Origin of the sequence: Nocardia arthritidis (assembly GCF_011801145.1) — a bacterium.
GTDB classification, from domain to species: Bacteria; Actinomycetota; Actinomycetes; order Mycobacteriales; family Mycobacteriaceae; genus Nocardia; species Nocardia arthritidis_A.
Window position 1 is genome coordinate 333,485 of record NZ_CP046172.1, and the last position, 25,890, is coordinate 359,374.

At 66.6% G+C, this 25,890-nt stretch carries 20 protein-coding genes and 2 pseudogenes; 12 read left to right on the plus strand and 10 right to left on the minus strand.

Features of this window, described 5'->3' with window-relative positions:
- The first annotated feature begins 101 nt into the window (after positions 1-101).
- The 3 genes from F5544_RS01540 to F5544_RS01550 all read left to right on the plus strand — a co-directional run bounded on the left by F5544_RS01540 (position 102) and on the right by F5544_RS01550 (position 6,597).
- Complete coding sequence (locus F5544_RS01540) at positions 102-2,249, plus strand: 3-hydroxyacyl-CoA dehydrogenase NAD-binding domain-containing protein (RefSeq protein ID WP_167471508.1); 2,148 nt, start codon at positions 102-104, stop codon at positions 2,247-2,249.
- Positions 2,250-2,381: 132 nt separating this feature from the next.
- The gene (locus tag F5544_RS01545; RefSeq protein ID WP_167471509.1) at positions 2,382-2,792 is read left to right on the plus strand and encodes a PPOX class F420-dependent oxidoreductase; all 411 of its coding nucleotides are present in this window, start codon (positions 2,382-2,384) and stop codon (positions 2,790-2,792) included.
- A gap of 343 nt (positions 2,793-3,135) precedes the next feature.
- On the plus strand, positions 3,136-6,597 hold the full coding sequence (locus F5544_RS01550) for a serine/threonine-protein kinase (protein WP_238847038.1): 3,462 nt from the start codon (positions 3,136-3,138) through the stop codon (positions 6,595-6,597).
- A gap of 445 nt (positions 6,598-7,042) precedes the next feature.
- Here F5544_RS01550 and F5544_RS01555 read toward each other — a convergent pair whose 3' ends face one another.
- Positions 7,043-8,359, minus strand: a complete 1,317-nt coding sequence (locus F5544_RS01555) for a class I SAM-dependent methyltransferase (RefSeq protein ID WP_167471510.1) — start codon at positions 8,357-8,359, stop codon at positions 7,043-7,045.
- Positions 8,356-9,795 carry an FAD-binding oxidoreductase gene (locus F5544_RS01560; RefSeq protein ID WP_167478907.1) on the minus strand — a complete coding sequence of 480 codons (1,440 nt, stop codon included), beginning with the start codon at positions 9,793-9,795 and terminating at the stop codon, positions 8,356-8,358. The genes F5544_RS01555 and F5544_RS01560 overlap by 4 nt, the downstream gene beginning before the upstream one ends.
- A 347-nt stretch (positions 9,796-10,142) precedes the next feature.
- Here F5544_RS01560 and F5544_RS01565 point away from each other — a divergent pair, with 347 nt between their 5' ends.
- Positions 10,143-10,577, plus strand: coding sequence for an SRPBCC family protein (locus F5544_RS01565; protein ID WP_167471511.1), 435 nt, complete (start codon positions 10,143-10,145; stop codon positions 10,575-10,577).
- A gap of 49 nt (positions 10,578-10,626) precedes the next feature.
- Here F5544_RS01565 and F5544_RS01570 read toward each other — a convergent pair whose 3' ends face one another.
- The 3 genes from F5544_RS01570 to F5544_RS01580 are packed head-to-tail and all read right to left on the minus strand — an operon-like array spanning position 10,627 to position 12,397.
- Positions 10,627-10,974 (minus strand): VOC family protein, encoded by a 348-nt coding sequence (locus F5544_RS01570; RefSeq protein ID WP_167471512.1) that lies wholly within the window; start codon positions 10,972-10,974, stop codon positions 10,627-10,629.
- A 16-nt stretch (positions 10,975-10,990) separates the two neighbouring features.
- Positions 10,991-11,806 (minus strand): MerR family transcriptional regulator, encoded by an 816-nt coding sequence (locus F5544_RS01575; RefSeq protein WP_167471513.1) that lies wholly within the window; start codon positions 11,804-11,806, stop codon positions 10,991-10,993.
- Between the two features lie 33 nt (positions 11,807-11,839).
- Entirely contained in the window at positions 11,840-12,397 is a 558-nt protein-coding gene (locus tag F5544_RS01580; RefSeq protein WP_167471514.1) for a hypothetical protein, read from the minus strand.
- A gap of 327 nt (positions 12,398-12,724) precedes the next feature.
- Between F5544_RS01580 and F5544_RS01585 the strand changes: the two genes are divergently transcribed.
- The 3 genes from F5544_RS01585 to F5544_RS01595 are packed head-to-tail and all read left to right on the plus strand — an operon-like array spanning position 12,725 to position 14,362.
- The gene (locus tag F5544_RS01585; RefSeq protein WP_167478908.1) at positions 12,725-13,066 is read left to right on the plus strand and encodes a YbaB/EbfC family nucleoid-associated protein; all 342 of its coding nucleotides are present in this window, start codon (positions 12,725-12,727) and stop codon (positions 13,064-13,066) included.
- Positions 13,067-13,077: 11 nt separating this feature from the next.
- Positions 13,078-13,686 carry a recombination mediator RecR gene (recR, locus tag F5544_RS01590; RefSeq protein ID WP_167471515.1) on the plus strand — a complete coding sequence of 203 codons (609 nt, stop codon included), beginning with the start codon at positions 13,078-13,080 and terminating at the stop codon, positions 13,684-13,686.
- Between the two features lie 55 nt (positions 13,687-13,741).
- Positions 13,742-14,362: a LysE family translocator gene (locus F5544_RS01595; RefSeq protein WP_167471516.1), complete on the plus strand. Its 621-nt coding sequence runs from the start codon at positions 13,742-13,744 to the stop codon at positions 14,360-14,362.
- A gap of 25 nt (positions 14,363-14,387) precedes the next feature.
- On the opposite strand, the gene F5544_RS01600 is transcribed toward F5544_RS01595, so the two are convergent.
- The 3 genes from F5544_RS01600 to F5544_RS01610 form a co-directional block, all read right to left on the minus strand.
- Positions 14,388-15,029 carry a hypothetical protein gene (locus F5544_RS01600; protein ID WP_167471517.1) on the minus strand — a complete coding sequence of 214 codons (642 nt, stop codon included), beginning with the start codon at positions 15,027-15,029 and terminating at the stop codon, positions 14,388-14,390.
- A 67-nt stretch (positions 15,030-15,096) separates the two neighbouring features.
- Positions 15,097-15,327, minus strand: a complete 231-nt coding sequence (locus F5544_RS01605) for a hypothetical protein (RefSeq protein WP_167471518.1) — start codon at positions 15,325-15,327, stop codon at positions 15,097-15,099.
- 134 nt (positions 15,328-15,461) lie between these two features.
- Entirely contained in the window at positions 15,462-15,668 is a 207-nt protein-coding gene (locus F5544_RS01610; RefSeq protein WP_167471519.1) for a hypothetical protein, read from the minus strand.
- Positions 15,669-15,803: 135 nt separating this feature from the next.
- On the opposite strand from F5544_RS01610, the pseudogene F5544_RS01615 reads away from it, so the two are divergent.
- From F5544_RS01615 to F5544_RS01635, 5 genes and pseudogenes are all read left to right on the plus strand, one after another.
- Positions 15,804-17,138, plus strand: a pseudogene (locus F5544_RS01615) (transglutaminase family protein); the annotation flags it as partial.
- 446 nt (positions 17,139-17,584) lie between these two features.
- A pseudogene (locus F5544_RS01620) lies at positions 17,585-19,588 on the plus strand (transglutaminase family protein); the annotation flags it as partial.
- A 37-nt stretch (positions 19,589-19,625) separates the two neighbouring features.
- Positions 19,626-22,706 carry a circularly permuted type 2 ATP-grasp protein gene (locus tag F5544_RS01625; protein WP_167478909.1) on the plus strand — a complete coding sequence of 1,027 codons (3,081 nt, stop codon included), beginning with the start codon at positions 19,626-19,628 and terminating at the stop codon, positions 22,704-22,706.
- A gap of 74 nt (positions 22,707-22,780) precedes the next feature.
- Positions 22,781-23,674 (plus strand): transglutaminase family protein, encoded by an 894-nt coding sequence (locus F5544_RS01630; protein ID WP_167471521.1) that lies wholly within the window; start codon positions 22,781-22,783, stop codon positions 23,672-23,674.
- Positions 23,674-24,762 carry a zinc-binding metallopeptidase family protein gene (locus tag F5544_RS01635; RefSeq protein ID WP_167471522.1) on the plus strand — a complete coding sequence of 363 codons (1,089 nt, stop codon included), beginning with the start codon at positions 23,674-23,676 and terminating at the stop codon, positions 24,760-24,762. The genes F5544_RS01630 and F5544_RS01635 overlap by 1 nt, the downstream gene beginning before the upstream one ends.
- Position 24,763: 1 nt before the next feature.
- Here the strand turns inward: F5544_RS01635 and F5544_RS01640 are convergent, their stop codons facing one another.
- Both F5544_RS01640 and F5544_RS01645 read right to left on the minus strand, forming a co-directional pair.
- The gene (locus F5544_RS01640; RefSeq protein WP_167471523.1) at positions 24,764-25,186 is read right to left on the minus strand and encodes a hypothetical protein; all 423 of its coding nucleotides are present in this window, start codon (positions 25,184-25,186) and stop codon (positions 24,764-24,766) included.
- A 50-nt stretch (positions 25,187-25,236) separates the two neighbouring features.
- Complete coding sequence (locus F5544_RS01645; RefSeq protein WP_167471524.1) at positions 25,237-25,887, minus strand: DUF2637 domain-containing protein; 651 nt, start codon at positions 25,885-25,887, stop codon at positions 25,237-25,239.
- Between the last annotated feature and the right edge of the window lie 3 nt (positions 25,888-25,890).

Here is a 25,890-nt window from a genome sequence, read left to right on the forward strand (position 1 = left end):
GAGAATTCAAGGAGACACAGAGCAGTGAGCGAGCGTAGCGAGCGAACCAAAGACACAGCGCGCGTCGCGCATGCCGGCAACGAGCGCAGCGAGGTGCAGGCATGAGCGACACCAACATGATCGGTTGGGAGCAGGATTCGGACGGCATCGTCGTGCTGACGATGGACGACCCGAACCAGGGCGCCAACACCATGAACGAGCTGTACAAGAAGTCGATGACGGCCACCGTCGATCGGCTGGAGGCGGAGAAGGACAGCATCACCGGTGTGGTGCTGACCTCGGCCAAGAAGACCTTCTTCGCCGGCGGCGACCTGAAGAACATGATGAAGGTCACCAAGGACGACGCCAAGCAGCTGATGGACGAGCTGACCGAGATCAAGGCGGCGCTGCGCCGGCTGGAGCAGCTCGGCAAGCCGGTCGTCGCCGCGATCAACGGCGCCGCGCTCGGCGGCGGCCTGGAGATCGCGCTGGCCACCCACCACCGCATCGCCGCCGACGTCCCCGGATCGCAGATCGGTCTGCCCGAGGCCACCCTCGGCCTGCTGCCCGCCGGTGGCGGCGTCACCCGCACCGTGCGCATGCTCGGCCTGCAGAACGCGCTGATGCAGGTGCTGCTGCAGGGCCAGCGCAACAAGCCGGCCAAGGCCAAGGAGATCGGCCTGATCGACGAGCTGGTCGGCTCGATCGACGAGCTGATCCCGGCCGCCAAGGCGTGGATCAAGGCCAACCCGGAGGCGGCGCAGCCGTGGGATAAGAAGGGCTTCAAGATCCCGGGCGGCACCCCGTCCAACCCGGGCTTCGCCGCGAACCTGCCCGCCTTCCCGGCCAACCTGCGCAAGCAGATCAAGGGTGCGAACATGCCCGCGCCGCGCGCGATCATGTCCGCCGCGGTCGAGGGTTCGCAGGTCGACTTCGACAACGCCTCGCTGATCGAATCCCGCTACTTCGTGCACCTGCTCACCGGGCCGGTCGCGAAGAATATGATCCAGGCCTTCTTCTTCGACCTGCAGGCCATCAACAACGGCGGTTCGCGCCCGAAGGATGTGCCCAAGAAGGAGATTCGCAAGGTCGGCGTGCTCGGCGCGGGCATGATGGGCGCCGGTATCGCCTATGTCTCCGCCAAGGCCGGCTACGAGGTCGTGCTGAAGGACGTCACCATCGAGGCGGCCGAGCGCGGCAAGAACTACTCGGAGAAGATCGAGGCCAAGGCGCTGTCCCGCGGTAAGACCACCGAGGAGAAGTCCAAGGCGCTGCTGGACCGGATCAAGCCGACCGCGGATGCGGCCGACTTCGCCGGCGTCGACTTCGTTATCGAGGCGGTTTTCGAGAACACCGAGCTCAAGCACAAGGTGTTCCAGGAGATCGAGGACATCGTCACCCCCGACGCGCTGCTCGGCTCGAACACCTCCACCCTGCCGATCACCGGTCTGGCCACCGGTGTGAAGCGCCAGGAGGACTTCATCGGCATCCACTTCTTCTCGCCGGTGGACAAGATGCCGCTGGTGGAGATCATCAGGGGTGAGAAGACCTCGGATGAGGCGCTGGCCCGGGTGTTCGACTACACCCTGGCGATCAAGAAGACCCCGATCGTGGTGAACGACAGCCGCGGCTTCTTCACCTCGCGGGTGATCGGCACGTTCGTCAACGAGGCGATCGCGATGCTGGGTGAGGGTATCGAGCCCGCGACGATCGAGCAGGCGGGTTCGCAGGCGGGTTACCCGGCCGCGCCGCTGCAGCTGTCGGATGAGCTGAACATGAAGCTCATGCAGAAGATCGCCAAGGAGACCCAGGAGGCGCTCGCGCACGGCGATGCCACCATGGGCAGCAAGCGGCACCCGGCGCAGGATGTCATCGACTACATGGTCGAGCAGGGTCGTCCGGGTCGTCTGGAGAAGGCGGGCTTCTACGAGTACGACGAGGCGGGCAAGCGCACCGGGCTGTGGCCGGGTCTGCGTGAGCACTTCAAGTCGGTGGCCGGTTTCCAGGTGCCGCTGCAGGATCTGATCGACCGGATGCTGTTCATCGAGGCGATCGAGACCCAGAAGTGTTTCGACGAGGGCGTGCTGACCTCGACCGCCGACGCCAACATCGGCTCGATCTTCGGTATCGGCTACCCGGCCTGGACCGGTGGTGTGCACCAGTTCATCGTCGGCTACCCGGGCGGCCAGCAGGCGTTCGTCGCGCGCGCCGACGAGCTGAAGGCCAAGTACGGCGACCGCTTCGAGGTCCCGGCCTCGCTGCGTAAGTAATACGCCGAAAAGCAAAGCCCGCCAACGTGTTCCGCGTTGGCGGGCTTTTGCTTTCCCGGCACGTGGAACAAACTGGATCGGCCGATCGGTTGTTTTGATGGAAGCACGCCGAGTCCGATCGAGGAGTTGCTCATGCCGGTGGTGTTCGACGCCGAGGTGCGGAAAATACTCGACGGAAGGAACTTCGCCACGGTCGCGACGCTGGACGCGCATGGCGCACCGCATACGTCGGTGGTGTGGATCCTGCGCGACGGTGACACCGTTGTCTTCTCCACGACGGCGGAGCGATTGAAGGCGCGTCATCTGGGTCGCGATCCGCGCGTGAGCCTGACCGTATTCGATACCGCGAATCCGTACCGCTCGGTGGATATTCGCGGCGTCGCCGAGCTGACCGACGACACGGACCGGGAGGTGCAGTTCCTGGTATCGCGGAAGTATCTCGGCACCGAACCGCCGCCCGAGCCGGACACCGTGCGACGGATGGTCGTGCGGATCGTTCCGGAGCGGGTCAGCGGGTTCGTCGGCGGGTCCGGGCGTGGGTGAGGTGCGCACCCGCGATGTTCATCTCGGCGTGTCGCGAGGGATACCGGCGGTGGGTGTGCCGCAGGGGTACGCGTTCTGGTACGGGCATACCGAAAGTCGTTCCAACGCAGGATAATCCGGGTTCGGTGGCCCGATCGCGGCCGGATATCGGTAGCAATTCCGGCGCCGGTCGTGGCGGGGGCGAAATCGTCCTGTTTCGAAAGCTCCACCTATGGGTCCATAGCGCGCTACGTTGGAGTATGCGCAGACATATCGGACATCCGAGAATCGCCTGGGGTGCCCGATGTCGGCGTGTGTACTGCTCGCCGGTGACGCCGATTCGATGTCAGTTCGAGGTGGTCACATGACTCGACAACCACGTTCGGGTAAGGAGAACCCCGGATCGGACCCGGCCGAATCGAATACCCAGCGTCAGACGCCCTTCGGCATCACCGATGAACTCGAGGCAATGGGGCTCTACGGCGCGAAGGAGATCGGCCGGGGCGGGTTCGGGGTGGTGTATCGCTGTATTCAGCGCGCCCTCGATCGAGTGGTCGCGGTCAAAGTGCTGTCCGAGGAGTTGGAGGCGGAGAGCCGCGAGCGCTTCCTGCGCGAGGAGCAGGCCATGGGCCGGTTGTCCGGCCATCCGAATATCGTGGACATTCTGCAGGTCGATGTCACCGGGTCCGGGCTGCCGTTCATCGTCATGCCGTATTGCGGGCGCGGTTCGCTCGAACAGCTCATCCGCGAGCACGGCCCGCTCACCTGGTCGGATTCGCTGCGGGCGGGGGTGAAGCTGGCGGGCGCGATCGAGAGCGCGCACCGGGCAGGCATCCTGCATCGCGATGTGAAACCGGCGAACGTCCTGCTCACCGGGTACGGCGAACCGCAGCTCACCGACTTCGGCATCGCCCGGATACCCGGCGGGTTCCGCACGTCGAACAGCCTGATCACCGGTTCGCCCGCATTCACCGCGCCCGAGGTGCTCAAGGGTGACGACCCGACCACCCGCTCCGATATATACGGGCTCGGCGCAACGCTGTTCGCCCTGTTGACCGGGCATGCCGCCTTCGAACGGCAAGCGGGGGAGAAGGTGGTGGCGCAGTTCTTGCGGATCACCACCCAGCCGGTGCCGGATCTGCGCGAGCACGATATTCCGGCGGACGTCGCCGCGGCGATCGAATACGCGATGGCCTCGGATCCGGACGAACGCCCCGCCTCCGCCTTCGAATTCGGCGAGCTGCTGCGGGCGGCGCAGCTCGAGCACGACCAGGTGCCCGACGAGATGGCGCTGCTCGACCCGTCCGCGGCGCTGGAGGAACTCGACGGCCCGGTCGAAGAGGGCGAGTCGACCACGCTGGCCCGGCCCGCGGTAACGGCCCGGCGCAGCTGGCCGCTGAACCTGAGTCAGGCGGGCGGGCAAACCAGTGCCCAATCCGCGCCTTCGTCGACGACGCTGCCGCCGACCGCGACCACCAAATTCCGGCCGCCGACCCCGGCCAGGGAACCGGTGCCGCGGCCGCGGTTGCTCGACATCCTGCGGGCGGGCGGGCGGCGCAGGCTCGCGGTGATCCACGCGCCGGCCGGATTCGGCAAGAGTACGGTGGCCGCGCAGTGGCGCAGTGAGCTCACCGAGCGCGGTATCGCGGTCGCGTGGATCGGGATCGCGCACGACGACGACAACGAGATCTGGTTTCTCGCACACCTGATCCAGGCGATCCGGCGCGTCCGGCCGGAGCTGGGGACCGGTTTGGAGCAGGTGTTGGAGGAGCGGCCCGCGGATGCGGCCGCCTTCGTCATCACCACGCTGATCGATGAGATACATGCCGCGGGTTCGACGGTTGTTGTGATCGTCGACGACTGGCACCGGGTCACCGATGCGGGCGCGCACCGGGCGATGGCGGCGTTGCTGGACAACGGATGTCACCACCTGCGCTTCGTGGTGACCAGCCGGGAGCAGTCCGGCCTGCCGACCAGCCGGATGCGAGTGCACGACGAACTGGTCGAAATCGGTTCGGCCGCACTGCGTCTCACTGCGGCGGAGACCAGGCAGATCCTGGTGGAGCACAACGGTTTCGCGCTGACCGACGCGCAGGTCGACCAGATACATCACGCGACCGACGGCTGGCCCGCCGCCATCCAGCTGGTGAGCCTGGCGCTGCGCGGCAATGCCGATCCGGCGCAGCTGATCGCGAACCTGTCGGAGGGTACCCACGGTATCCGCGAGTACCTGGCCGAAAACGTCTTGGACACATTGGAACCCAGGATGCTGGAGTTCTTGATGGCCATTTCGGTGACCGAGCGGGTCTCCGGATCGCTCGCCGCCGCGCTGTCCGGTGACGCCGATGCCGAGCAACTGTTGGAGCAGGCCGAACAGCGCGAATTGTTCCTGCGGCGCATCGAACACGATCCGGAGTGGTTCCGGATGCAGCCGCTGTTCGCCGAACATCTGCGCGCCCGGCTGGAACGGGCCCACCCTGGCCGGTTGAAGGCGTTGCACCGCAAGGCATCTCGCTGGTATTACGAGCATCAGCTGCTGCGCAAGTCGGTGGATCATGCGCTGGCCGCCACCGATCTGAAGATGGCGCTGGATCTGCTGGAGAGCGGCGGTATGGACCTCATCGACCGGTCCCGCCTCGCGACGCTGCTCGGCACCGTATCGAAACTGCCCATGCAGCAGGTGGCTTCGCGCTCGAAGCTTTTGATGGCGGTGGCCCGGGCCAATGTGAACCTGCAGCAGTCGGGTGCGGCGCGCAACGCGCTCGGCCGGTTGTCGAATCTGCTCGCGCGCGGTTCGGCGAGCGATGCCGATGTGCGGCGGCAGCGATCCGAGGCGGCGGTGCTCGCGGCGTCGGATCAGATCGCCAGGGATCACACCGAGGGCGTCGCCGCGCGGATCGCGGAAATCCTGGAACATCCGCAGGATCAGTCGGATTGGACCGTATCCACCGCGGCGAACCTGACCTCGTTCGTGCGACTGTGCGAATTCGACTTCGACGGCGCCCGCGAGATACAGGATTGGGCCGCGGAATACCATGCGCGCTCGAAGGATCCGCTCGGCGCGGTATTCGGGCTGTGCGGTATGGGCGCCGCCGCGTACGAGCAGCTCGATATCGCCACGGCCACCGAATGCTTCCAGCGGGCGTGGGAGACGGCGCAGACCAGATCGGGCCCGCGCTCGCACGCGGTGCGGGTGGCGGCTGCGCTGCTCGGCGAATTGAGTTACCGCCGTGGCGATCTCGCCGACGCCGACCGGCTGCTCGACGAAAGCCACCAGCTGGTGACCAGAGTGGGCCCAGTCGACTTCCTCATCTCCAGCTTCGTCGTCGGCGCCAGAGTGAAGGCGGGCCTCGGCGATTTGTACACGGCGGCGGCGCGGCTGGATGAGGGCGCGCGAATCGCCCACGACAACAGGCTGATTCGCCTCGACGCGCATATCAGGGCGGAGCGCCTGCGCCTCGGCTTATCCGGCGGCCCCACCGCGAATGGCTCGGAATACGATGCCGCGCAGGTACATTCGCCCCGCCGAATATCCGGCGCAGCGGCGCTCGCCGCCGAAGCGGAGGAAATCGCCGCGATCCGCGGCCTACTGGCCGAACACCGTCTCGGCGCCGACGATCGCGCGGTCCGCCGAGCCCGCGCCCTGCACGGCCGAATGCACGAACAGCACCGCCCCGAGCACAACTGGACGCGGTACTGCTGCTCGCCGAATGCCTCGCCGCCTCCGGCTGGGTCGGCGAGGCCACCGGCCTCCTGCTGCCCGCCGCCGCCACCTGCGCCAAACTCGGCTGGACCCGCCCCCTCCTGGACGCCGGCCCCGGCGTAGTAGGCATCCTCCGCGTCCTCCGCGACGAAATGCCCTCCCCCGCAATGCAATCCGCCGAAACCGAACTCCCAGCCCTATTCCTCGCCGAACTGCTGGATTGACAGCACTCCACCACGAACCAATATCCAGCTCGGTTCCCCGAACTTCCCGTCACGGGCGGCTCTCCACTGCAAACCGGCGTCCAGCTCGGCCTCGGCGCTTCCCGTCACGAGCGACTCTTCCCTGCGAACCGGCGTCGGGCTCGGTTCCCCAGGCTTTCTCGTCACGAGCGACTTTCCACCGCAAACCGGCGTCGGGCTCGGTTCCCCACGCTTTCCCGGCAAGAGCGACTTTCCACCCCAGCCCTATGCACAGGGCGGATGCGCGCCAGCGCATCCGCCCTGTCGAACCAACGCCTGAGGCGAGAGCCGACCAAAATCCGAGCGTCAGCGAGGATTTGGTCGGCTCACGCCTCCCACCATGGGCGCAACGGCACCGTCCAGCTACCGTCCTCCGGCAACTTGACCCCGAGCACCTGATGCAGCTGAACAACATTGCGCTGGAACCCAAGTCGGCATCCAGCCATATACAACCCCCAAACCTTCGCGGTCCCCTCCCCGACCTCCTCAACGCAGGCATCCCAGTTGGCGACCAGGTTCTTGCACCATTCCGCGAGGGTCAGCGCGTAGTGTTCGCGCAGGTTCTCCTCGTGCAGCACCTCGAGTCCGATGTTCTGGATTTCGGAGATGATGCGGCCGGATCCGATCAGCTCACCGTCCGGGAAGACGTACCGGTCGATGAAGTCGCCCGCCTTGGTGGTGCGGGTGTTGTCCGGGCGGGTGATGCAGTGGTTCAGGAACAGGCCGCCGTCGCGCAGCTTGCCCTTGATGTAGTCGAAGTAGAACGGGTAGTTGTGTACGCCGATGTGTTCGGTCAAGCCGATCGAGGAGACGGCGTCGAAGTCGGTCTCCGGAACGTCGCGGTAGTCGGAGTGCCGCACCTCGGCGAGGTCGGACAGTCCCTCTTCGGCGATCTTCTTCTGCGCCCAATCCGCCTGTTCGGCGGACAGTGTCGCACCGATGACCTTGACGCCGCGCTTGGCCGCGTAGCGCACCATGCCGCCCCAACCGCAGCCGATATCGAGCAGGCGGTCGCCCGGCTTCAGGCGTAGCTTGTCGAAGACGAGCCGGTACTTGTTCTCCTGTGCCTGCTCCAGCGTCCAGTCCTCGGCGCCGTAACAGGCGCAGGTGTATGTCATGGACGGGCCGAGGACGTACTCGTAGAAGGTGTTCGAGACGTCGTAGTGGTGGTGGATGGCCTCGGCGTCGCGGGTTTTGGAGTGCCGCAGGCCCTCCAGCGCGATCCGGCGCCAGCGCGGCAGGGTCTCCTGCGGCGGCGGGGCGACCGGCTTGAGCCGCTCCCAGCCGAGCGAGCGCGCGATGGTCACCAGGGCCAGCGCGGACGGACGCCGGAACTTCAGGCTGTCCATGGCCCGCAGCATTTCGTACGGGTCGCCGGGGTGCACCCCGTCGGCCACCATATCGCCCGCGATGTACGCGCGGGCCAAGCCGAGGTCGCCGGGTGCGGTCGCGAGGTAGTTGATGCCGCGCGGGGTGCGGATATCCAGTTTGTACTGCGAATCCGCCGGTCCGGTCGCACTTCCGTCGTATGCGCTGATCCGGATGGGGACCTCGCCGTCGATCAGGGTCTCCAGGATCTCGGCAATGCTGAGCTTGGTCCCGAGATCGGCAAAGACGTCGGAACGGTCCTTGAACGTGGTCATTTGCGTTGCACCGCCTTCGAATACAAGTCCAGCAAGCGCTGGTCCGGGTCGTAGCGTTTCTTCAGTTCGCTGTAGGTATCCCCGCCGTAGAGCGCCGCGAACTCATCCTTGTCATAGAAGGCATCCGAGTACAGCGATTTGTGCCCGTCGAACTCGGTCACCGTGCGTTCGATGGCGCGGTTGGCCGCGCCTTCGGGCTGCCCGGGGACCTTGGGGACGGCCGACCAGAACCCGACATTCACATAGGTTCGGTTCGGCTCCAGCGGGTACAAGGGCCAAACCCGTCCGGTTGTTCCCGTCGCCTTGGTTTCCCGCAAACGCAGCGGGCACAGCCAGAGCGGTTCGATCGGGATCTCGCGCAGGAACCATTCGACGAAGTCGGCGGTGCGCTCCACCGGAACCTCGATGTCCTGCACGACCCGTTCCTGCGGTGGCTGACCCTTCCTGGCGGCGAGCTTGTCGCCGAGGTTGTATTTGTGGTCGAGCGCGATGATCTTCCAGTAGAAGCTGCTGCGGCGGTAGCGCTTGGGCCAGAGGCGGCGGATCTTCGGGTTCTGCGTGCCGAAGGCGCGTGAGCACCAGAACCAGTCGGTATCCCAGCGCCACAGGTAGTCGTGGATGGTGAGACGGTCGCGCTTGGGTTCGGCGCCGTCGTGCTGGATGGACCGGTAGTAGATGTCCATACCGGTGTAGTCGCTGACCGGGCCCGCCTCGTCGGTCTGGCGGCCGAGGGTCAGGTAGCTCTCGTCGGCGGTGAACACCACGCCGTCGAGGTAGTCGACGTGCTCGCCGTCGTAGGTTTTCTCCTCGACGATCCTGGCCAGCGTGGCCTCCAGCTCGCGGAGATCGTGGAAGCGCACATGCCGCAGCGCGACGTAGGGCTGCACACGCTCCAGCTGGATCTTCAGCCGGACCGTGTAACCGAGGGTGCCGTACGAGTTCGGGAAGCCGCGGAACAGGTCGGCGTACTCGCCGTCCGGTGTGACGGTGAGTATTTCGCCCGAGCCGGTCAGCACGTCCATTTCCAGCACCGACTCGTGTGGGAGGCCGTTGCGGAACGAGGTGGATTCGATGCCGAGGCCGGTCACCGCGCCGCCGAGCGTGATGGTCTTCAGCTGCGGAACCACCAGCGGGGCCAGCCCGTACGGCAGGGTGGCCGCGACCAGCTCCTCATAGGTGGTCATGCCTGCGACATCGGCGGTCTGTGCCACCGGATCCACCGAGATCACCTTGGTCAGCCCGGAGACGTCGAGGCCGGGTGCGGTGTTCTTGGCTCTGGCACGGAACAGGTTCGAGGTCTTCTTCGCCAATCGCACATTGGCATGCGCCGGTATCGCGCGATAGCTCGCCAGCAGGCGGTCAACGCCGGCACGGTGTGCGGCATATCCTGATTCGCGTGCGGCCGATGCGGGTCCGGCCTTCCCCAACAGACTCAACGCCACCCCTCGACGCTAGTACGCACTGGTTGGTAGAGCCACCGCGAGGGTGTCCTCCAGGGACAAATGTCACGCATATGTTGCACGGTGTTCGATCGTGGTGTCCGCCACCGTGGTTCATGTCGGTGTAGCGAAAAGTGTGACATCCACTCGACCGCCCGATGGTGACATTCGCGCACAACGTAATGTGTCGGGAGCGAGTCTTACGAGCGACGTTCGCGGCCCGTCTCGCGTTTGCGCGGTCGAAGCGCATGCGCCGCAGGCGCGAGTCTCGACCGCGCAAACGCGAGACTCCCCGGGGCCGCGAACAGCCGCGCGGAGCGCGGCAAATCAAATAAGGAGTGATCGTGGGACAGGTCAGCGCCAGCAGTTCGATCGCCATCTCGGCGGATCCCCAGCGGACCCTGGAGGCTATCGCGGACTACGAGACGGTCCGCCCGCGCATCCTTTCCGCGCACTACCGCGACTACAAGGTGCTCGAGGGCGGTAAGGGCGCGGGCACCGTCGCCGAGTGGGTGTTGCAGGCCACCGAGAAGCGGGTCCGCAATATTCACGCCGTGGTTTCGGTGTCGGATTCCATTGTCACCGAGCGTGATTCGAATTCGACGCTGGTGAACACCTGGACCGTGACGCCGGACGGCGCCGGTTCGCAGGTCACCCTGCGCACCACTTGGAAGGGTGCGGGCGGGGTCGCGGGCATTTTCGAGGGGATCTTCGCGCCGCTGGGACTGAAGAAGATCCAGGCCGAGGTGTTGGCGAACCTGCAGCGCGAACTGGCCTGATACCGGCGTGGCCGCGCCTGGATGACTTCGGGCACGGCCACGATGCGGTTTACGCCTCGCCGATATCGAAGAGGTTGCCCTCGGGATCGGTGAGGGTGGTCCATCGGTGGCCGTACTCGTCGAAATCGCCGACGTGCTCGGCGCCCAAGGCGATCGCGCGTTGCACCTCGGCCTGCCGGTCGGCGGATTGCAGATCGAGGTGGATGACGTTCTTACCCGGGTTCTTGTCCGGCACCTGGATGAACATCAAACCCGTTGTGCCCGTTCCATAGCCGATGGTGGCGAAGTGCTCGTTGCCGTCCGGATCCACCGATTTGTTCAGCAGTCGCGCCCAGAAGTCGGCGAGCGCGGCGGCGTCGGCGCAGTCGAAGGTGATGCTGCCGAGTGCGAGTGTCATTGAATCTCCTTGTTTATCAGGGGCGTTCGATCGGCCAGCAGACCTCGGTGCGGTACTGGCCCGGATCCTCGGTATCGATCGGTGAGATGAGGTAGCGCTCGCGCACCGGTTCGGCCAGTGCGGTGGCGTGCTCGGCGACATGGCTGCCCAACGCCCCGTAGGTGAGGTCGAAGTCGTCGAAGCCGCCCTCGTGCAGCGCGACCGCGAAATGGCGCGCGGGCATTTCACGGACGGCGACGCGGGCGGGCGGATCGATGCGCGCACCGTCCGGGAGCGGGACGAAGGCCACCACCTCGCCGATCTCGTTCTCGAAGAACTCCATCGAATAGGTGCAGCCGTCGACGTCCGTCGGGGTGATGCCCGCCGCGGCGACCACCCGGTGCAGCAGGTCGAAGGATGTCGCGCACCAGTCGCCGATCCGGTCCCGATCCACCGTCTCGGTGATCGTCAATGCCGAAAACGCCGGCGCCGCACGGTATTCCACCGCGATCGGGCGCGCAGGGGTGAGCAGCGCACGTAATGACGCGACCACCGCGCGGGTGCGCATCAACTCCGCCTCCATGCGTTCCAGATGGGCGCGCAGGGTCGCGTCCCGCGCCGCCGGGTCCGGCGCCGCGAGCATCGCCTTGATCTCGGGCACCGGCATATCGAGTTCGCGCAGCCGCCGGATCAGATGGGCCTGTGCGACCTGATCTATGCCGTAGCGGCGGTAGCCGGAACTCGCGTCGATCGCGACGGGTTCGAGCAGTTCGATGTCGTGGTAATACCGCAGCGTCTTCACGCTGAGGTAGGTCAGCCGGGCGAACTCCCCGATGGCTACGGTCGCTGTCATAAGCACAGCGAACACCCTCCAGCGGGTGGAGGGTCAAGCGAGCGCGAACGTGAGCAGCAGCGTCGTCTGGAAGAACCCGCGCCACCAGGAATAACCGAACCACACGCCGGGGGCCACCTCCCTGACCTCGTCGTACACCTGCGGTGTCGGCGATGGTGCGTAGTTGAAGGCCCAGGTGGGTTGCCCGTCGATCAGCGCGGGCGCGGTGTATACGTCGGCGGGCCACGCCTCGGTGCCCGCGGCGGTGACGCGGTTCATCAGCCGTCCGCCGTCCGGGCCGGTGTAGAAGGTTTTGCCGATCCAGAAGGCCGGCGCCAGCGCCTGTGCCACCGGCGGCCGGGTGACCCAGCCGTCCTTGACGCCCATCGGAACGTCACCGCGCGGCGCGTTCCGGAAGATCGCGTCCTGCTGTTCCGGGGAACATCGAAAGCGCAGCGAATCGATCGTGGCCGCCCTGTTATCCGGGTAGATGACGCAGCCGCCGCCGTAGTCGGCCGCGGGATCCGCCGATGCGGCGGGCGCCAGGAACAGGCTCGGAATTCCCAGGGCGAGCACGCAGGTACCGAGGAAACGAACGCGGTATGTGCTCATGACGGTCTCCAGAACTCACGCACCGGTCTCCGACCCACTTTCGAGGGTAGGGCGATCGTGATGTGCTGAACCGGAACGAGGCCAAGCTGTTATCGCTTATGTACATGACGCATGATCACTGGTAGCGGTCGCAAGATCGGGGAAGTCTTGTGGCGCAGGGCGGATCGGGGTCGATATCCCGCAGAGGGCTACGCGAGTGCCTCGCACAGGAGCTCGGCCCGGCGCAGGCTAACGACGGCTTCGCCGACAGCGCCTATTAGGCTGGTTCGCGAGCCGAATACTTGCTCCGCGCCGGTCGGCGCGGATATCGCGATGAGAGGACGAGCCGTGCAGCCCGGTGGTCAATTCGACATGCAGCAGTTACTCGCACAGGCACAGCAGATGCAGCAGGCGGTGCTCGCGGCGCAGGCCGAGATCGCGGCCGCCGAGGTGGAGGGGCAGGCGGGCAACGGTCTGGTCAAGGTGACCATCAAGGCGACGGGCGAGGTCGTCTCGCTCACCATCGACCCGAAGGTGGTCGACCCGGAGGATGTCGAAAGCCTGCAGGACCTGGTGATCGGCGCGATCAACGACGCGATGGCCAATGCGCAGCAGGTCGCCGCGGACCGGCTGGGACCGCTCGCGGGCGGTGGGCTCGGCGGTTCGCTGCCCGGCCTGCCCGACTTCTGAGGACGTAGCAGTTGTACGAGGGTCCGGTTCAGGATCTGATCGATGAGCTGGGCAAGCTGCCCGGCGTCGGTCCGAAGAGCGCGCAGCGCATCGCCTTTCACCTATTGCAGGTGGAGCCCCCGGATATCGACCGGTTGCAGGCGGCCCTGCAGAAGGTACGCGACGGTGTGCAGTTCTGCGTGATGTGCGGCACCGTCTCCGACGGTGAGCTGTGCCGCATCTGCGCCGATCCACGTCGCGACCGCACCATGATCTGCGTGGTCGAGGAGCCGAAGGATGTGCAGGCCATCGAGCGCACCAGGGAGTTCCGTGGTCGCTACCACGTGCTCGGCGGTGCGCTCGACCCGCTGAGCGGGGTCGGGCCGGATCAGCTGCGGATCCGGGAGTTGTTGGCGCGCATCGGAAATCAGCAGGACGGTGTCGATGTCACCGAGGTGATCATCGCGACCGATCCGAATACCGAAGGTGAGGCCACCGCAACGTATCTGGTGCGCATGCTGCGAGATTTCCCCGGGCTCACGGTAACTCGGCTCGCGTCCGGATTGCCGATGGGCGGCGACCTGGAATTCGCGGACGAATTGACGCTCGGGCGTGCGCTTTCCGGGCGGCGGGCGCTCTGAGCGCCGGTGGAACAACGGGGTTGCGATAAACCCGGCACAGGTTACTGTGTCGGGGATGAGCATCGAGTTCTTGCTGACCACGCTCGTCATCGTCGCGACCCCGGGCACCGGTGCGCTGTTCACGCTTGCGGCGGGGCTCTCGCGCGGCGCGCGGGCCAGCATTGTCGCCGCCTTCGGCTGCACCCTCGGCGTGGTGCCGCATATGGTCGCGGCCATCACCGGGCTGGCGGCACTGTTGAACGCCAGTGCCGTCGCATTTCAGACGCTGAAGTATCTCGGTGTCGCCTATCTGCTGTACATGGCGTGGAATACCTTCCGGGACAAGGGTGCACTGACGGTGCCCGAGGAGGAAGCCGATAAGCCCGCGCCGTCGGCGTGGCAGGTGATCACCTCGGCAATCCTGGTCAATGTGCTCAATCCGAAGCTGACCATCTTCTTCTTCGCGTTCCTGCCGCAGTTCGTGCCGAACGGTTCGGCGAACGCGCTGCGGCGCATGCTCGAGCTCAGCGCGATTTTCATGCTCGCGACGTTCGCGGTTTTCGCGGTGTACGGCGTATGCGCGGCGGCCGTTCGCAACCACGTCATCTCGCGGCCTGCGGTGGTGACCTGGATGCGCCGGGTCTTCGGCGCGTCCTTCATCGCGCTGGCCGGGCGCCTGGCGTTGCAGAATCAGTAATCGGCTTGTCGCACAGGCTAATTGGTTACAGGTCGAGGCGTGACCACGGCATGCTGTTCAACCGGGACCGGTCGCCCGCGGTCCAGTCCCAGATCAGCTCGGCGACCATCGCGGCATCCCGGATGGTGACGCCGAAGTGCCTGTCCGGTGCGCCATCCCGGTATTCGAGGGTGTACACGCCGGACTTGTCCAGGTAGGTCTGGATGTAGTCGTGCGGGGCGCGTTCGACGATCAGATACGGGTTGGGCGGGGTGAGTTCCGAAACCCATTGCTCGGCAAGGGTTTTCGTCAAATACGGGAACTCTCCCGCGCCGCCGTGCGTCACCGTCACCGCGACGCTCCCGGCCGGATCGATCAACCAGGCGAGCTGTGGATCGTATACCGCGTACCCCAGCGGGGTCGCCAGCGCGAACAGTATCCGCCGGACGTGGCCGATCGCGTCGTACGGGCAGGCCACGTGCAGCACCGCGCCGGTCGCGGCACCGCCCACCTCCGCGCTGAGGAACGCATTCGCCTCGGGCAGTTCGGCATTGGCTTTGTTCAGCTGCGCCGCCAGCGTCGCGACCGTCTCCGTCTCCGGAACACCCTGCTGAGTGGCGAGGTACGCGTCCACCTCGGCGAGCGTCGAGGCGGCACCGGACGGCAGCAGGAGGTGGTCGTAGTTCACCCGGTCAGCGTACGGGGCATCGGATATCGTCCCTGTCGTCGGTGGTCTACCTGGGCAGAACGCGGGATCAGAAGGTGCAGTCGGCGTTTCCGCCGCCCTTCAAGACCTCGATCACCCCACAGAACGCACCTTCCATAAACGACCAGAACAGATCCTGCGCCGCCGAACCGGTGGTGCCCTGGATAATCGGACCGGCCTCGACGGGCGCGGAGACGGGTTCCGCCGCCGCGAGCCCGGCCGGTGCGATGAGCCCGGCGATCATGGCGGTGGCGACGGCTGTCGTCTTCAACTTCAACAAGGCTTGTCCTTTTCGTCCGATGATCTTCCTTTCGGAAGTATTCGCCGGATTCGATCCAGGACACACGCCCCTAAGTACTTGGTCATCGAGCTATAACAGCAGGTGGCGGGCGACGTGTGACGCGTCTCGCAGGTTCAGCCGGTGCGGGCCGCCGAATGCGCTGCGTAACAGGAACACCCGCCCGCGATATCGGCGCAGTCGACGATGAAGGTGTGGCGGGCCTGGTCGAGGTCGGCGCAGTCTTCCTCGGTGCATTCGACCAGGCGGCCGAGGTGGGCGATGAGCGTGCCGTGACAGTGGTCGACGGCGGATTCGCAGGATCGGCACTGATGCGCGGGCATGTGGGCCTCCGGGCGAGATCGGTTCGTGATTCGGTCTTAGCACTCGGGTCCGACAAGGGGTGGGACGGTACGGGGTGTGTCGCGGGTCGGCCGAACTCCGGTCATCGGCGGTGCGGGGTGTGGTGAACTTGGTTCATGGGCATCAAGGTGTCCCTCGAACACCGGACGACCTACACCTTCGAACGGTTGGTGCGGGTTCACCCCCATGTGGTGCGGTTGCGGCCCGCCCCGCACTCGCGCACCAGGATCGACGCCTATTCGATGCGGGTGACCCCCGCCGAGCACTTCATCAACTGGCAGCAGGACGCGTTCGGCAATTTCCTTGCCCGCCTTGTGTTTCCGCATCCCGCGCGGGAGTTGTCGATTACCGTCGGGCTGATCGCCGACCTCGAGGCGATCAACCCGTTCGACTTCTTCGTCGAGGATTACGCCGAGCATTTTCCGTTCGCCTACCGGCCGGAGTTGGCGGCGGATCTGGAGCCGTATCTGCGCCCGGTGGACGGGTCGGGCGTTTTGGTGCGCGAATGGGTGCATGCGCATACGCCCGCCGACGGTCCGCGCACGATCGATTTCCTGGTCGCGCTCAACCGGGCGCTGCACGGCGATGTCGGGTACACGATCCGGATGGAACCCGGTGTGCAGTCACCCGAGCACACGCTGCGCGGTGCGCTCGGATCGTGCCGGGATTCGGCCTGGCTACTGGTTTCGGTGCTGCGCGAACTCGGGTTGGCGGCGCGGTTCGTCTCGGGATATCTGGTGCAGTTGGCGCAGGACGCGCCCTCCCTCGACGGCCCATCCGGCCCGGCGGCGGACTTCACCGATCTGCACGCGTGGGCCGAGGTCTACCTGCCGGGCGCGGGCTGGATCGGGCTCGATCCGACATCCGGACTGTTCGCGGGTGAGGGACATATCCCGCTTGCCGCGACACCGCATCCGAATTCCGCGGCGCCGATCACCGGAGCCACCGAACCGACCCGCGCCACCATGGATTTCGCGAATACCGTGCGGCGCGTTCACGAGGATCCGCGAGTCACCCTGCCGTACACCACATCTCAGTGGGAACGCATCGCCGAGGTCGGCGCCGCGTTGGATGCCCGAATGGCGCGGGCGGATATCGGGCTCACCATCGGCGGCGAACCGACCTTTGTCTCCATCGACGACCGGACCGCGCCGGAATGGACCACCGAGGCGGACGGTCCGCACAAACGCGCCCGCGCAATCGATTTGGCGGACCGACTCCGCCGGATCTACGCACCCACCGGCATCGTGCAATACCGCCAGGGCAAGTGGTACCCCGGAGAACCCTTGCCGCGCTGGGAAATAGCGGTCGCCTGGCGCGCCGACGGTGAGCCGGTCTGGACCAGGCAGGACTTGCTCGCCGATCCGTGGACGCCGATCGGATCGGCGGATACGCCCGGTATCGAGGGTGAACGGGATTCGGTCGCCGACAATGGAAGCGGATGGCCTGACCGCCCCCGATAGCAGGATCGGCTTACCCGACCGATGGGCTGACCGTGCCTGTCCCGCAGCCCGCCGAGATACCAGAGCAGGTCGATGGTTTCGGCGACGCGCGAGAGGCCGGGCCGGAATTGTGCGCGCATTCGACGTCTCTGGGCGCGGCCGCCAGTGCCGATATAGCGATCTCGGGCTCAGATCCGGTGGATTTCGGCTCTTATGGTGCTGCGATAGGCATGCCGACCGCGTTTCCGCCTGGGCGCGAGTCGGATTCGATGCCGCCGAACCCGGCGTCAGCGGCTGGCGGTCCGACGGTCGGCTCCGGGGACTCGATGACGCCGTCGGTGTCACCGCTGCCGCAGGTCGCGGTGACGCAGGGCGAATCGGCCGCCGAATACCGGCTGGCGGCGCTGAATACCGATGTAGCGAAATCGAATTCGGTCACGGATGCGGATCAGGCCCGGGCGCTCGTTGTGCATATCGCCGAGGGGTTGGGTCTGCCGCTGACGCAGGTGCGACCGGCGTTCGAGGATCCGTTGGCCCGTATCGCCGCGAAAATGCGCCTGCCGGAAGGAGATCCGATAAGCGAGCCTGATGCGGCGCTGCTGGCCCGGTTGGACGCCGAGATCACCGAACCGGTCGCGTATGTGCTGCCGCTGTACCGGCGCGAGGATGGGGCCGGGTGGGCCAGTGCGGAGTGGCGGTTGCGGCGTGGGCGGTCCGATACCGCGCCGCTCGGGCGAATCGTGTTGACGGAAGGGGATTCTCCGGCGGGGTTGCGGTTGCCGCTCGATTCGATTTCCTGGCGGCGGCCGCCCGCGCGTCCCGAGCACGATCCGTTTGTGTTGGGTCCGCTGCTACAGCGCGGTGACGAACCGGCGACGGTCGAGCCGCCGGATTGGTCGCCGACCACCGCGCTGGTCGCCGAGGTGCACTCGGGCAGGCTGCACGTATTCCTGCCGCCGGTAAGCGAACTCGACGATTTCCTGGATCTGGTGCATCGGGTGGAGTTGGCCGCCGCCGCACTCGGCGAGCCGGTGGTGCTGGAAGGCTATGCCCCGCCGGCGGACGCGCGGTTGCATACGTTCTCCATCACGCCCGATCCCGGTGTGCTCGAGGTGAACGTGCGGCCGACCGTGTCGTTCGCCGAGCAGACGGAACTGCTTGCCACGCTGTACGAGCAGGCGCGGCTGGCCCGGCTCGGCACCGAATGCTTCGACGTCGACGGTGCGCACGGCGGTACCGGCGGCGGCAACCACATCACCCTCGGGGGTGAAACACCCGCGCGGTCACCGCTGTTGCGCCGCCCGGACCTACTGGTTTCGCTGATCACCTACTGGCAGCGACATCCGGCACTGTCGTATGTGTTCTCCGGCCGCTTCATCGGCCCGACGTCCCAGGCGCCGCGGGTGGACGAGGGACGCGAGGAGACGCTGTACGAACTGGAGATCGCCTTCGCCGAAATCGACCGGCTCTCGCGGGATTCGGCCGGGCTGCCGTGGCAGGTCGATCGGGCGTTGCGCCACCTGCTCACCGACCTGACCGGTAACACCCATCGCGCCGAATTCTGTATCGACAAGCTGTACAACCCCGAATCGGCTAGGGGCCGAATGGGTTTGGTCGAGCTGCGGGGATTCGAGATGCCGCCGCACTTCCGGATGGCCATGGTGCAATCGCTGCTGGTGCGTGCGCTGGTCGCGATGCTGTGGGAAAAACCGTTGCGGGCCAAACTGATTCGGCATGGTGCCAATCTGCACGGCCGCTATCTGCTGCCGCATTTCCTGCTCGCCGACCTCGCCGAGGTGGTCGCCGAACTGCGCGCGCACGGCATCGGATTCGAGCTGAGCTGGCTGGACCCGTTCACCGAATTCCGGTTCCCGCGCATCGGAACCGTGGTGCTCGGCACCGTCGAGGTGGAGTTGCGCGGCGCGATCGAACCGTGGAACACGCTGGGGGAGCAGACCGTTGCCACCGGCACCGCCCGGTATGTCGACTCGTCGGTGGAGCGGCTGCAGGTGCGGGTGGTCGGCGCCGATCGCGGCCGTCACGTGCTCACCTGCAACGGTTGGCCGGTGCCGCTGCTCGCCACCGACCAGACCGATGTGCAGGTGGCCGGTGTGCGCTACCGGGCATGGCAGCCACCGAACTCGCTGCACCCGTCCATCACGGTGGACGCGCCGCTGATCTTCGATCTGATCGATGCCGAAACCGGGCTGTCCCGCGGCGGCTGCACCTACCACGTGGTGCACCCCGGCGGCCTCGCCTACGAGACGCCGCCGGTCAATGCGGTAGTGGCGCAATCTCGTCGCAATCGGCGCTTCGAGGCGGCGGGGCATAGCGCGACCCGGCTCGATCTCGGCGAATTACGTGCGAAGATGTCAGCACAGTTCGCCGATTCCGGAGCGCGGGGCATCCTCGACCTGCGCCGCGCCCGGACCGTATGGACAACATTCAGCGACCGGTAGGCATTCGGGCAGCGGAAGTGAGGTCGGCGCGGTGACCATGCGCGATGACGCGCTCCGGCAGGATGCGCGCTCCGGCACGCGCGAGGAGATCGCCGAACAGTTCGCGCGCTATCGGGCCGAGGGTGGCAGCGACGCCGCATACGACGAATGCGGCAGACCTACCGGAGGCTATTACGACGAGCTCGTCGACGGCGAGGGGCGAGTGCGGCCGATGTGGTCGGAGCTGTCCGCCGATTTCGTCGAGCTCGGCACCGCCGGACTCGGCAGGCTGGACGGCCGGGTGCGCAGGCTCATCGAGGACGACGGCATCACATACACCGAGGTCGGCGCCGCGGATGAACCGTCGGGCCCAGCGCCGTGGCGGCTCGACCCGATCCCGCTACTGGTTTCTTCCGATGACTGGACCCGGCTGGAGGCGGGCCTGGTGCAGCGGTCGCGGGTGCTGGACGAGGTGCTGACCGATATCTACGGGCCGCGGCGCACCATCACCTCCGGACTGCTGCCGCCGGAGGTGGTGTTCGGCAGCGCCGGTTATGTGCGGGCCGCGCACGGCATCACCGTGCCGGGCCGGCATCAGCTGTTTCTGCACGCCTGCGATATCAGCCGGTGGAGCGACGGACAGTTCCGGGTGATCGCCGACTGGGCGCAGGCGCCGTCCGGCGCGGGCTACGCGCTGGCCGACCGGCGGGTGGTCTCGACCGCGATACCGGAGGCGTTCGAACATTCCAGCCCGCGCCCGCTCACCCCGTTCGCGCGGGCGATGCGGCTGATGCTGATCGAATCGGCACCGCTGGCCGACGACAACGATCCGGTCGTCGTGGTGCTCAGCCCCGGCGTACATTCCGAAACCGCTTTCGATCAGGCGTATTTGGCGTCGACACTCGGCTTTCCACTGGTGGAGAGCGCGGATCTGGTCGTGCGCGACGGCGCGCTGTGGATGCGCTCGCTCGGCACGCTGAAACGCGTCGATGTCGTGCTGCGCCGCGTCGACGCGGAATTCTCCGATCCCCTTGACCTGCGCCCGGATTCGCGGCTCGGCGTGGTCGGGCTCGTCGAGGTGCTGCGCCGGGGCGCGGTAACCGTCGTCAATACGCTCGGCAGCGGATTACTCGAAAGTCCGGCGCTAGCTGGATTTCTGCCCGCGGTGTCGCGGGCGCTGCTCGACGAGGATCTGCTGCTGGAGAGCGCGCCCGCCTACTGGGGCGGTAACGACGCCGAACGAAAACATCTGCTCGCCCGGCTCGACAAGCTGATCATCCGGTCCGCGGTGGACGGCAGCACGAGTTATGGACCCGAATTGTCAACGGCGCAAAGGGCGGAACTGCGGGCGCGGATCGCGGATCGCGGCTGGGAATGGGTGGGGCAGGAGCCCGCGCAATTCTCCGTCGCGCCCGCGGTGCACGGCCATGGCGGGTTGGCCGCGGTACCCGTTGGGATGCGGCTGTTCTCGCTGGCCCGCCGGGTCGGATACACCGCGATGGCGGGCGGTTTGGGACAGCTGCGCCAGCGCACCCGGCCGGACCGCATCGTCATCAAGGTCGGCGCCAAGGACGTTTGGGTGCGCGCCGCCGAGACACCGGCCGCGATCAGCACCGAGGCGCCGCACGAGGAACGCGAACGCCGCCGCCCGCCGATGCTGGATGCCGTGAGCTCGCCTCGCGTCCTCAACGATCTGTTCTGGATGGGCCGCTACAGCGAGCGCGCGGAAGCCGTTGTGCGCCTGCTCATCGCGACCCACGAGTGCTATCAGGACTACCGCTACCGGCCCTGGCTCGAGGGGGCCGAGGCGGTAGCGGTCCTGATGTCCGCCCTGGCCCAGACCACCGCGACGATCGCTCCCGACACCTGTCTGTTCACCGGTCCGCCATCGGATGACGCAGCGGCACAGGCAAATTCGTCGGCCGATGAGCCGAAGGCGGCAACCGACACCGGATCGGCCGCGCGGCCGAGTGCGGCGGCGAAAGCATCTGGGGCACAGCGGCAGTCGAGCTCGTCAACGATAGGCGCATCCGCGCAGGCCCAATCGGCAGGCAGCGCGGCCGCAGGCGGCGGCTCGGGTCAGTCTGCGGCGCAGTCGCAAATCGCGGGGAGCGCCGCGGATTCCGATGCGGCGCAGCGAGTTCGGTCTGCCGCGGCGAGTTCGGTGATCAAGGCGCAGGAGCAGACCACCGAGACGCGGGTTTCCGGCGCGGAGGGGGCGGTGACGGCGGGTGAGCAGCTCGGGGCGGCGGTGGGGAGTGCCCTTGTGGCGGAGGCGAAGTCGCGGGCGCTGGTGCTTCGGCCACCAGATGAACCGGAGTGGCCCGCGGTGGCGGGTGCGTCGCGGGAGGGACACGACTATTTGGAGGCGTTGACGATCGAACGGGAACTGCCCGGGTCGCTGGCGTTCGCCATCGATCGGTACGGCAATGCGGCGCGGGCGGTGCGCGACCAGCTGTCGGTGGACACCTGGATGATTCTCAGCGCGGTGGACCGGGCGTTGGCCGAATACCGGTGGACAGGTGAGGATCAGGAGGCGGCGCTGACGGCGGTGCATTCGCTCACGCTGGCCGCGCTGCTCTCGCTGTCCGGTATCGGATCCGAATCCCTGGTGCGCGACACCGGCTGGTATGTCATGGATATCGGCAAGCGGATCGAGCGTGGCATCGCGCTGACGGGGTTGCTGTCGGCGCTCACCCAGACCTGCGCGCCCGATGCCGAGCCGGTGGTGATCGAGGCGGTGCTGCGCGCCGCCGAATCGTCGGTGAGTTACCGGCGCAGGCACCGGGATTCGGTGCGGCTGTCGGCGGTGGCCGGGCTGCTGCTCTTCGACGCGAACAATCCGAGATCGCTTGCCTACCAGTTGGATCGGCTGGAGGCCGACTTCCAGGCGCTGCCGGGTGCGTCGGGATCCTCACGCCCGCAACGGCTGCTGGCCGACGCCCAGCGCATGCTGGGCCGGATCGACCCGGACGATCTGGAACTCACCGACGAGCAGGGCAGGCGCACCGAGCTGGCCGAACTGCTCGACGGAGTGCACCTGCGGCTGCGTAAGCTGTCTGATTCCTTCGAGACGACCAAACTGTCCGTGCCGCTGAGCATTCAGCCGCTGTGGGGTAGTACGAGGGTTGTCCCGTGACCGAGCGAAGCGAGGGAACCAATGGACGCAGCACCATCGGTCGCGGCGCGGCCGAGCGCTAGCGAGGACGCGACGTGACCGGCCTCGACGCCGCCCGGCGCTATCGCGTCGAGCATCGCACCACCTATCGCTACTCCGACGAGGTGAGCAGCTCATACGGCCGCGCCTATCTGACGCCGCGGGAATTCCCTGGGCAGCGGTTGATTTCGCATGAGATCGAGATCGAACCCGCACCGTCGGATCGTTCGGTCGGCGCCGATGTCTACGGCAACACCACCACGTATTTCCATGTCACGAGCGAACATCGGCAGTTGACGGTGTCGGGGGTATCGGTGGTCGAGGTCGCCAGGCCGGACCGCGTTGTCGATGCGCGCCTGCCGTGGGAGCTGGCTCGCCCGACGACGGCGAAAGGTCCACTCGCCGTTGAGTTCACGCTGGATCTGCGGCCGCCCGAGATCACGCCGGAGGTCACCGCGTACGCCGCCGAATCGCTGACGCCGGGCCGCCCGCTGCTGGCGGCGGTGGCCGACCTGAACACCCGCATCCACCGCGATTTCACCTATCGATCGGGTTCGACGACGGTGTCCACCAGGGTCGCCGACGTCTTCGCGGCGAAGGAGGGCGTCTGTCAGGACTTCGCCCGGATCGGCGTGGCCTGCCTGCGCTCGCACGGGCTGGCGGCGCGATATGTGTCGGGTTATCTGGCGACCGATCCGCCGCCGGGTAAGGAACGCATGGTCGGCGCGGACGCGACGCACGCCTGGTCCGCGGTGTGGATTCCGGACGATCGCGACGGCCACTGGGTCGGTTTCGATCCCACCAACGACCAATTCGCCGACGAGCGCTACGTCACGGTCGCATGGGGCCGCGACTACGCCGATGTGCCGCCGCTGCGCGGCATCATCTACACCGACGCCAGGGAAAGTACGATCACCGTCTCGGTCGATGTCTCGCCGGTGGAGGCGTAGTGCGCGATTTCGCCTGTCCCAACTGCGGCCAACGGTTGGCGTTCGAGAATTCGGTCTGTCTGTCCTGTTCCAGCCCACTGGGATTCAGCCTGGCCGACCGCGCGCTGGTGGTGCTCGGCGACCCAGCCGCCGACCAGACGAACGGGATCGTCGACGCCGCCCGATTCCGGCTCTGTGACAATCTCCATGTGGCGCAGTGCAATTGGCTGGTCGCGCTGCCGGACGACGACCAAGGGCCCGCCGACCGGCTGGAAGCCGCTGTCCGCGAATCGGATACACCCGACGCAAGACCGCTGCTCTGCGAGTCGTGCCGCCTCACTCGTACCCGCCCCAACGACCTGGACGCCGCCGGACTCGCCGCCTTCGCCGCGGCCGAGGCGGCCAAGCGCAGGCTGATCCTGGAGCTGACCGAACTGGGCCTGCCCATCGTCGACCGAGACGAAAACCCGGAGAGCGGGCTGGCTTTCGACCTGCTGTCCAGTGGCACCGATCCGGTGACGACCGGCCATCGCAAGGGCGTGATCACCCTCGACCTGGCCGAGGCCAACGATCCGCACCGGGAACAGCTGCGGATCGAGATGGACGAGCCCTACCGCACCCTGCTCGGCCACTTCCGGCACGAGATCGGCCACTATTATTTCGCCATCCTGGTCGCCGATGACGATGCGCTGCAACGCTTTCGGACACTGTTCGGCGATCCGTCCGCCGACTACCGGGCCGCGCTGGAGCGCCACTATTCCGACGGCGCGCCACCCGGTTGGGACCGCGAGTACGTCTCCTCCTACGCCACCATGCACGCGGCCGAGGACTGGGCCGAAACCTTCGCGCACTATCTGCATATCCGCGACACCCTGGATACCGCGGCGGCGTTCGGATTCGCGCCGGCCGGGGCCACGCTCGACCGCCCGCAGGTCGGCCGGGCGGGCTTCGACCGGATCATCGAACTGTGGTTACCGCTGGCCTGGTCGCTGAATATGGTGAATCGTTCGATGGGCCATGCGGATCTCTATCCGTTCGTCCTGCCGGAGCCGGTGCTGGCGAAAATGCGGTTGGTGCATGAACTGTGTGCGGCCGCGGCGGCGCGTTGAATCAGCTGATTCCGTTCACCGCGTAGGGTTCGCCGATTCCGTTGGTCACCCATTGGTTTTGCGCCAGCGTTTCCAGCACGCAGACCACCAATAGCTTCCGGCTGCGGTGGCTGACCGTATGTTCCTGTTCGGCAATGATTTCCTGCCCGCGCGCGCCACCGTTGAGCACCTTCTTCGGCGTCGGTTCGGAAAGCAGCCAGAACAGTTCCGGTCCGACCAGGATGGATTGGCCGCCGGTCTCGTGGAACCAGCGCGCGGAGTATTCGATCAACAGATCGGTGAATGTCTCACCGCTGTCGGCGGCATCGATGAGTTTGTTCAGCGCCGCCGGTTTGTCGACGCTGCTCTGGATCACCGACGCCAGCCGCAATGCGACCTCGCGGAATTGCTCGACACCAAGGTCCTGCCAGACAGTAAGCCCCATAGGTCTGCTCCATCGATGAATTATTCTTCCGGACAGAAGTTTCCGGCGGCTCAGCTATTTCCCGCCGTGCTGACGAGGGTGCGGTGCTCGACCGATTCGGACTGGTCGAGCCGCACCGTCGGCCGCGGCGTCAGGGTGGTCAACCCGGCGCGCGCGGCGACCTCTAGTGCGTCGATGCGTGGCATGAGCTGTTCGGCCGTCTCGATGACGGGTTCGGGTTCGTCGACGGCCTGCGGTGCGCCTTTGCTGTCGCGGCCGCGTGACCACAGCATCAGGGTTAGGTGTACCGCGAAAAGCAGCGTCATCGGCATGCCCGCGTATATGCCGAGCGATACCAGGCCGCCGCCGATCTCCCGCGCGTATTCGATATTCCCGCCGACCGAAACCAGCGTCGAAAGGACGAATAACCCGGTGGCGTACCACCACCCGACGCTGCCTTTCTTGAACGAGGCGGTGGCGATGATGGAGCCCACCACCAAACCGTCGATGGCGATCGGCACATTCGAGGCGAGATGCGGTGCGACGAGGTTGCGCACCGCAAGATCGTGCAATGCGGCGAAAGACATCTCGAATGCTTTCAACGCCACCGCGGCGGATACGATCAGCGATGCGTGCAATGGGCGCGGTTTGAGCAGCGCGCGCCAATCCGGCCAGCGCCGCGAGCGCAGCTCGAACAATTCACCCGAACCGATCGTGGTCATAGC

What these genes read in the sequence shown, in the direction of transcription:
- F5544_RS01540 (WP_167471508.1), top strand. Translation starts at nt 102, where the DNA reads ATGAGCGACACCAACATGATCGGTTGGGAGCAGGATTCGGACGGCATC.
- F5544_RS01545 (WP_167471509.1), top strand. Translation starts at nt 2,382, where the DNA reads ATGCCGGTGGTGTTCGACGCCGAGGTGCGGAAAATACTCGACGGAAGG.
- F5544_RS01550 (WP_238847038.1), top strand. Translation starts at nt 3,136, where the DNA reads ATGACTCGACAACCACGTTCGGGTAAGGAGAACCCCGGATCGGACCCG.
- F5544_RS01555 (WP_167471510.1), bottom strand. Translation starts at nt 8,359, where the DNA reads ATGACCACGTTCAAGGACCGTTCCGACGTCTTTGCCGATCTCGGGACC.
- F5544_RS01570 (WP_167471512.1), bottom strand. Translation starts at nt 10,974, where the DNA reads ATGACACTCGCACTCGGCAGCATCACCTTCGACTGCGCCGACGCCGCC.
- F5544_RS01575 (WP_167471513.1), bottom strand. Translation starts at nt 11,806, where the DNA reads ATGACAGCGACCGTAGCCATCGGGGAGTTCGCCCGGCTGACCTACCTC.
- F5544_RS01580 (WP_167471514.1), bottom strand. Translation starts at nt 12,397, where the DNA reads ATGAGCACATACCGCGTTCGTTTCCTCGGTACCTGCGTGCTCGCCCTG.
- F5544_RS01595 (WP_167471516.1), top strand. Translation starts at nt 13,742, where the DNA reads ATGAGCATCGAGTTCTTGCTGACCACGCTCGTCATCGTCGCGACCCCG.
- F5544_RS01610 (WP_167471519.1), bottom strand. Translation starts at nt 15,668, where the DNA reads ATGCCCGCGCATCAGTGCCGATCCTGCGAATCCGCCGTCGACCACTGT.
- F5544_RS01625 (WP_167478909.1), top strand. Translation starts at nt 19,626, where the DNA reads ATGCGCGATGACGCGCTCCGGCAGGATGCGCGCTCCGGCACGCGCGAG.
- F5544_RS01640 (WP_167471523.1), bottom strand. Translation starts at nt 25,186, where the DNA reads ATGGGGCTTACTGTCTGGCAGGACCTTGGTGTCGAGCAATTCCGCGAG.
- F5544_RS01645 (WP_167471524.1), bottom strand. Translation starts at nt 25,887, where the DNA reads ATGACCACGATCGGTTCGGGTGAATTGTTCGAGCTGCGCTCGCGGCGC.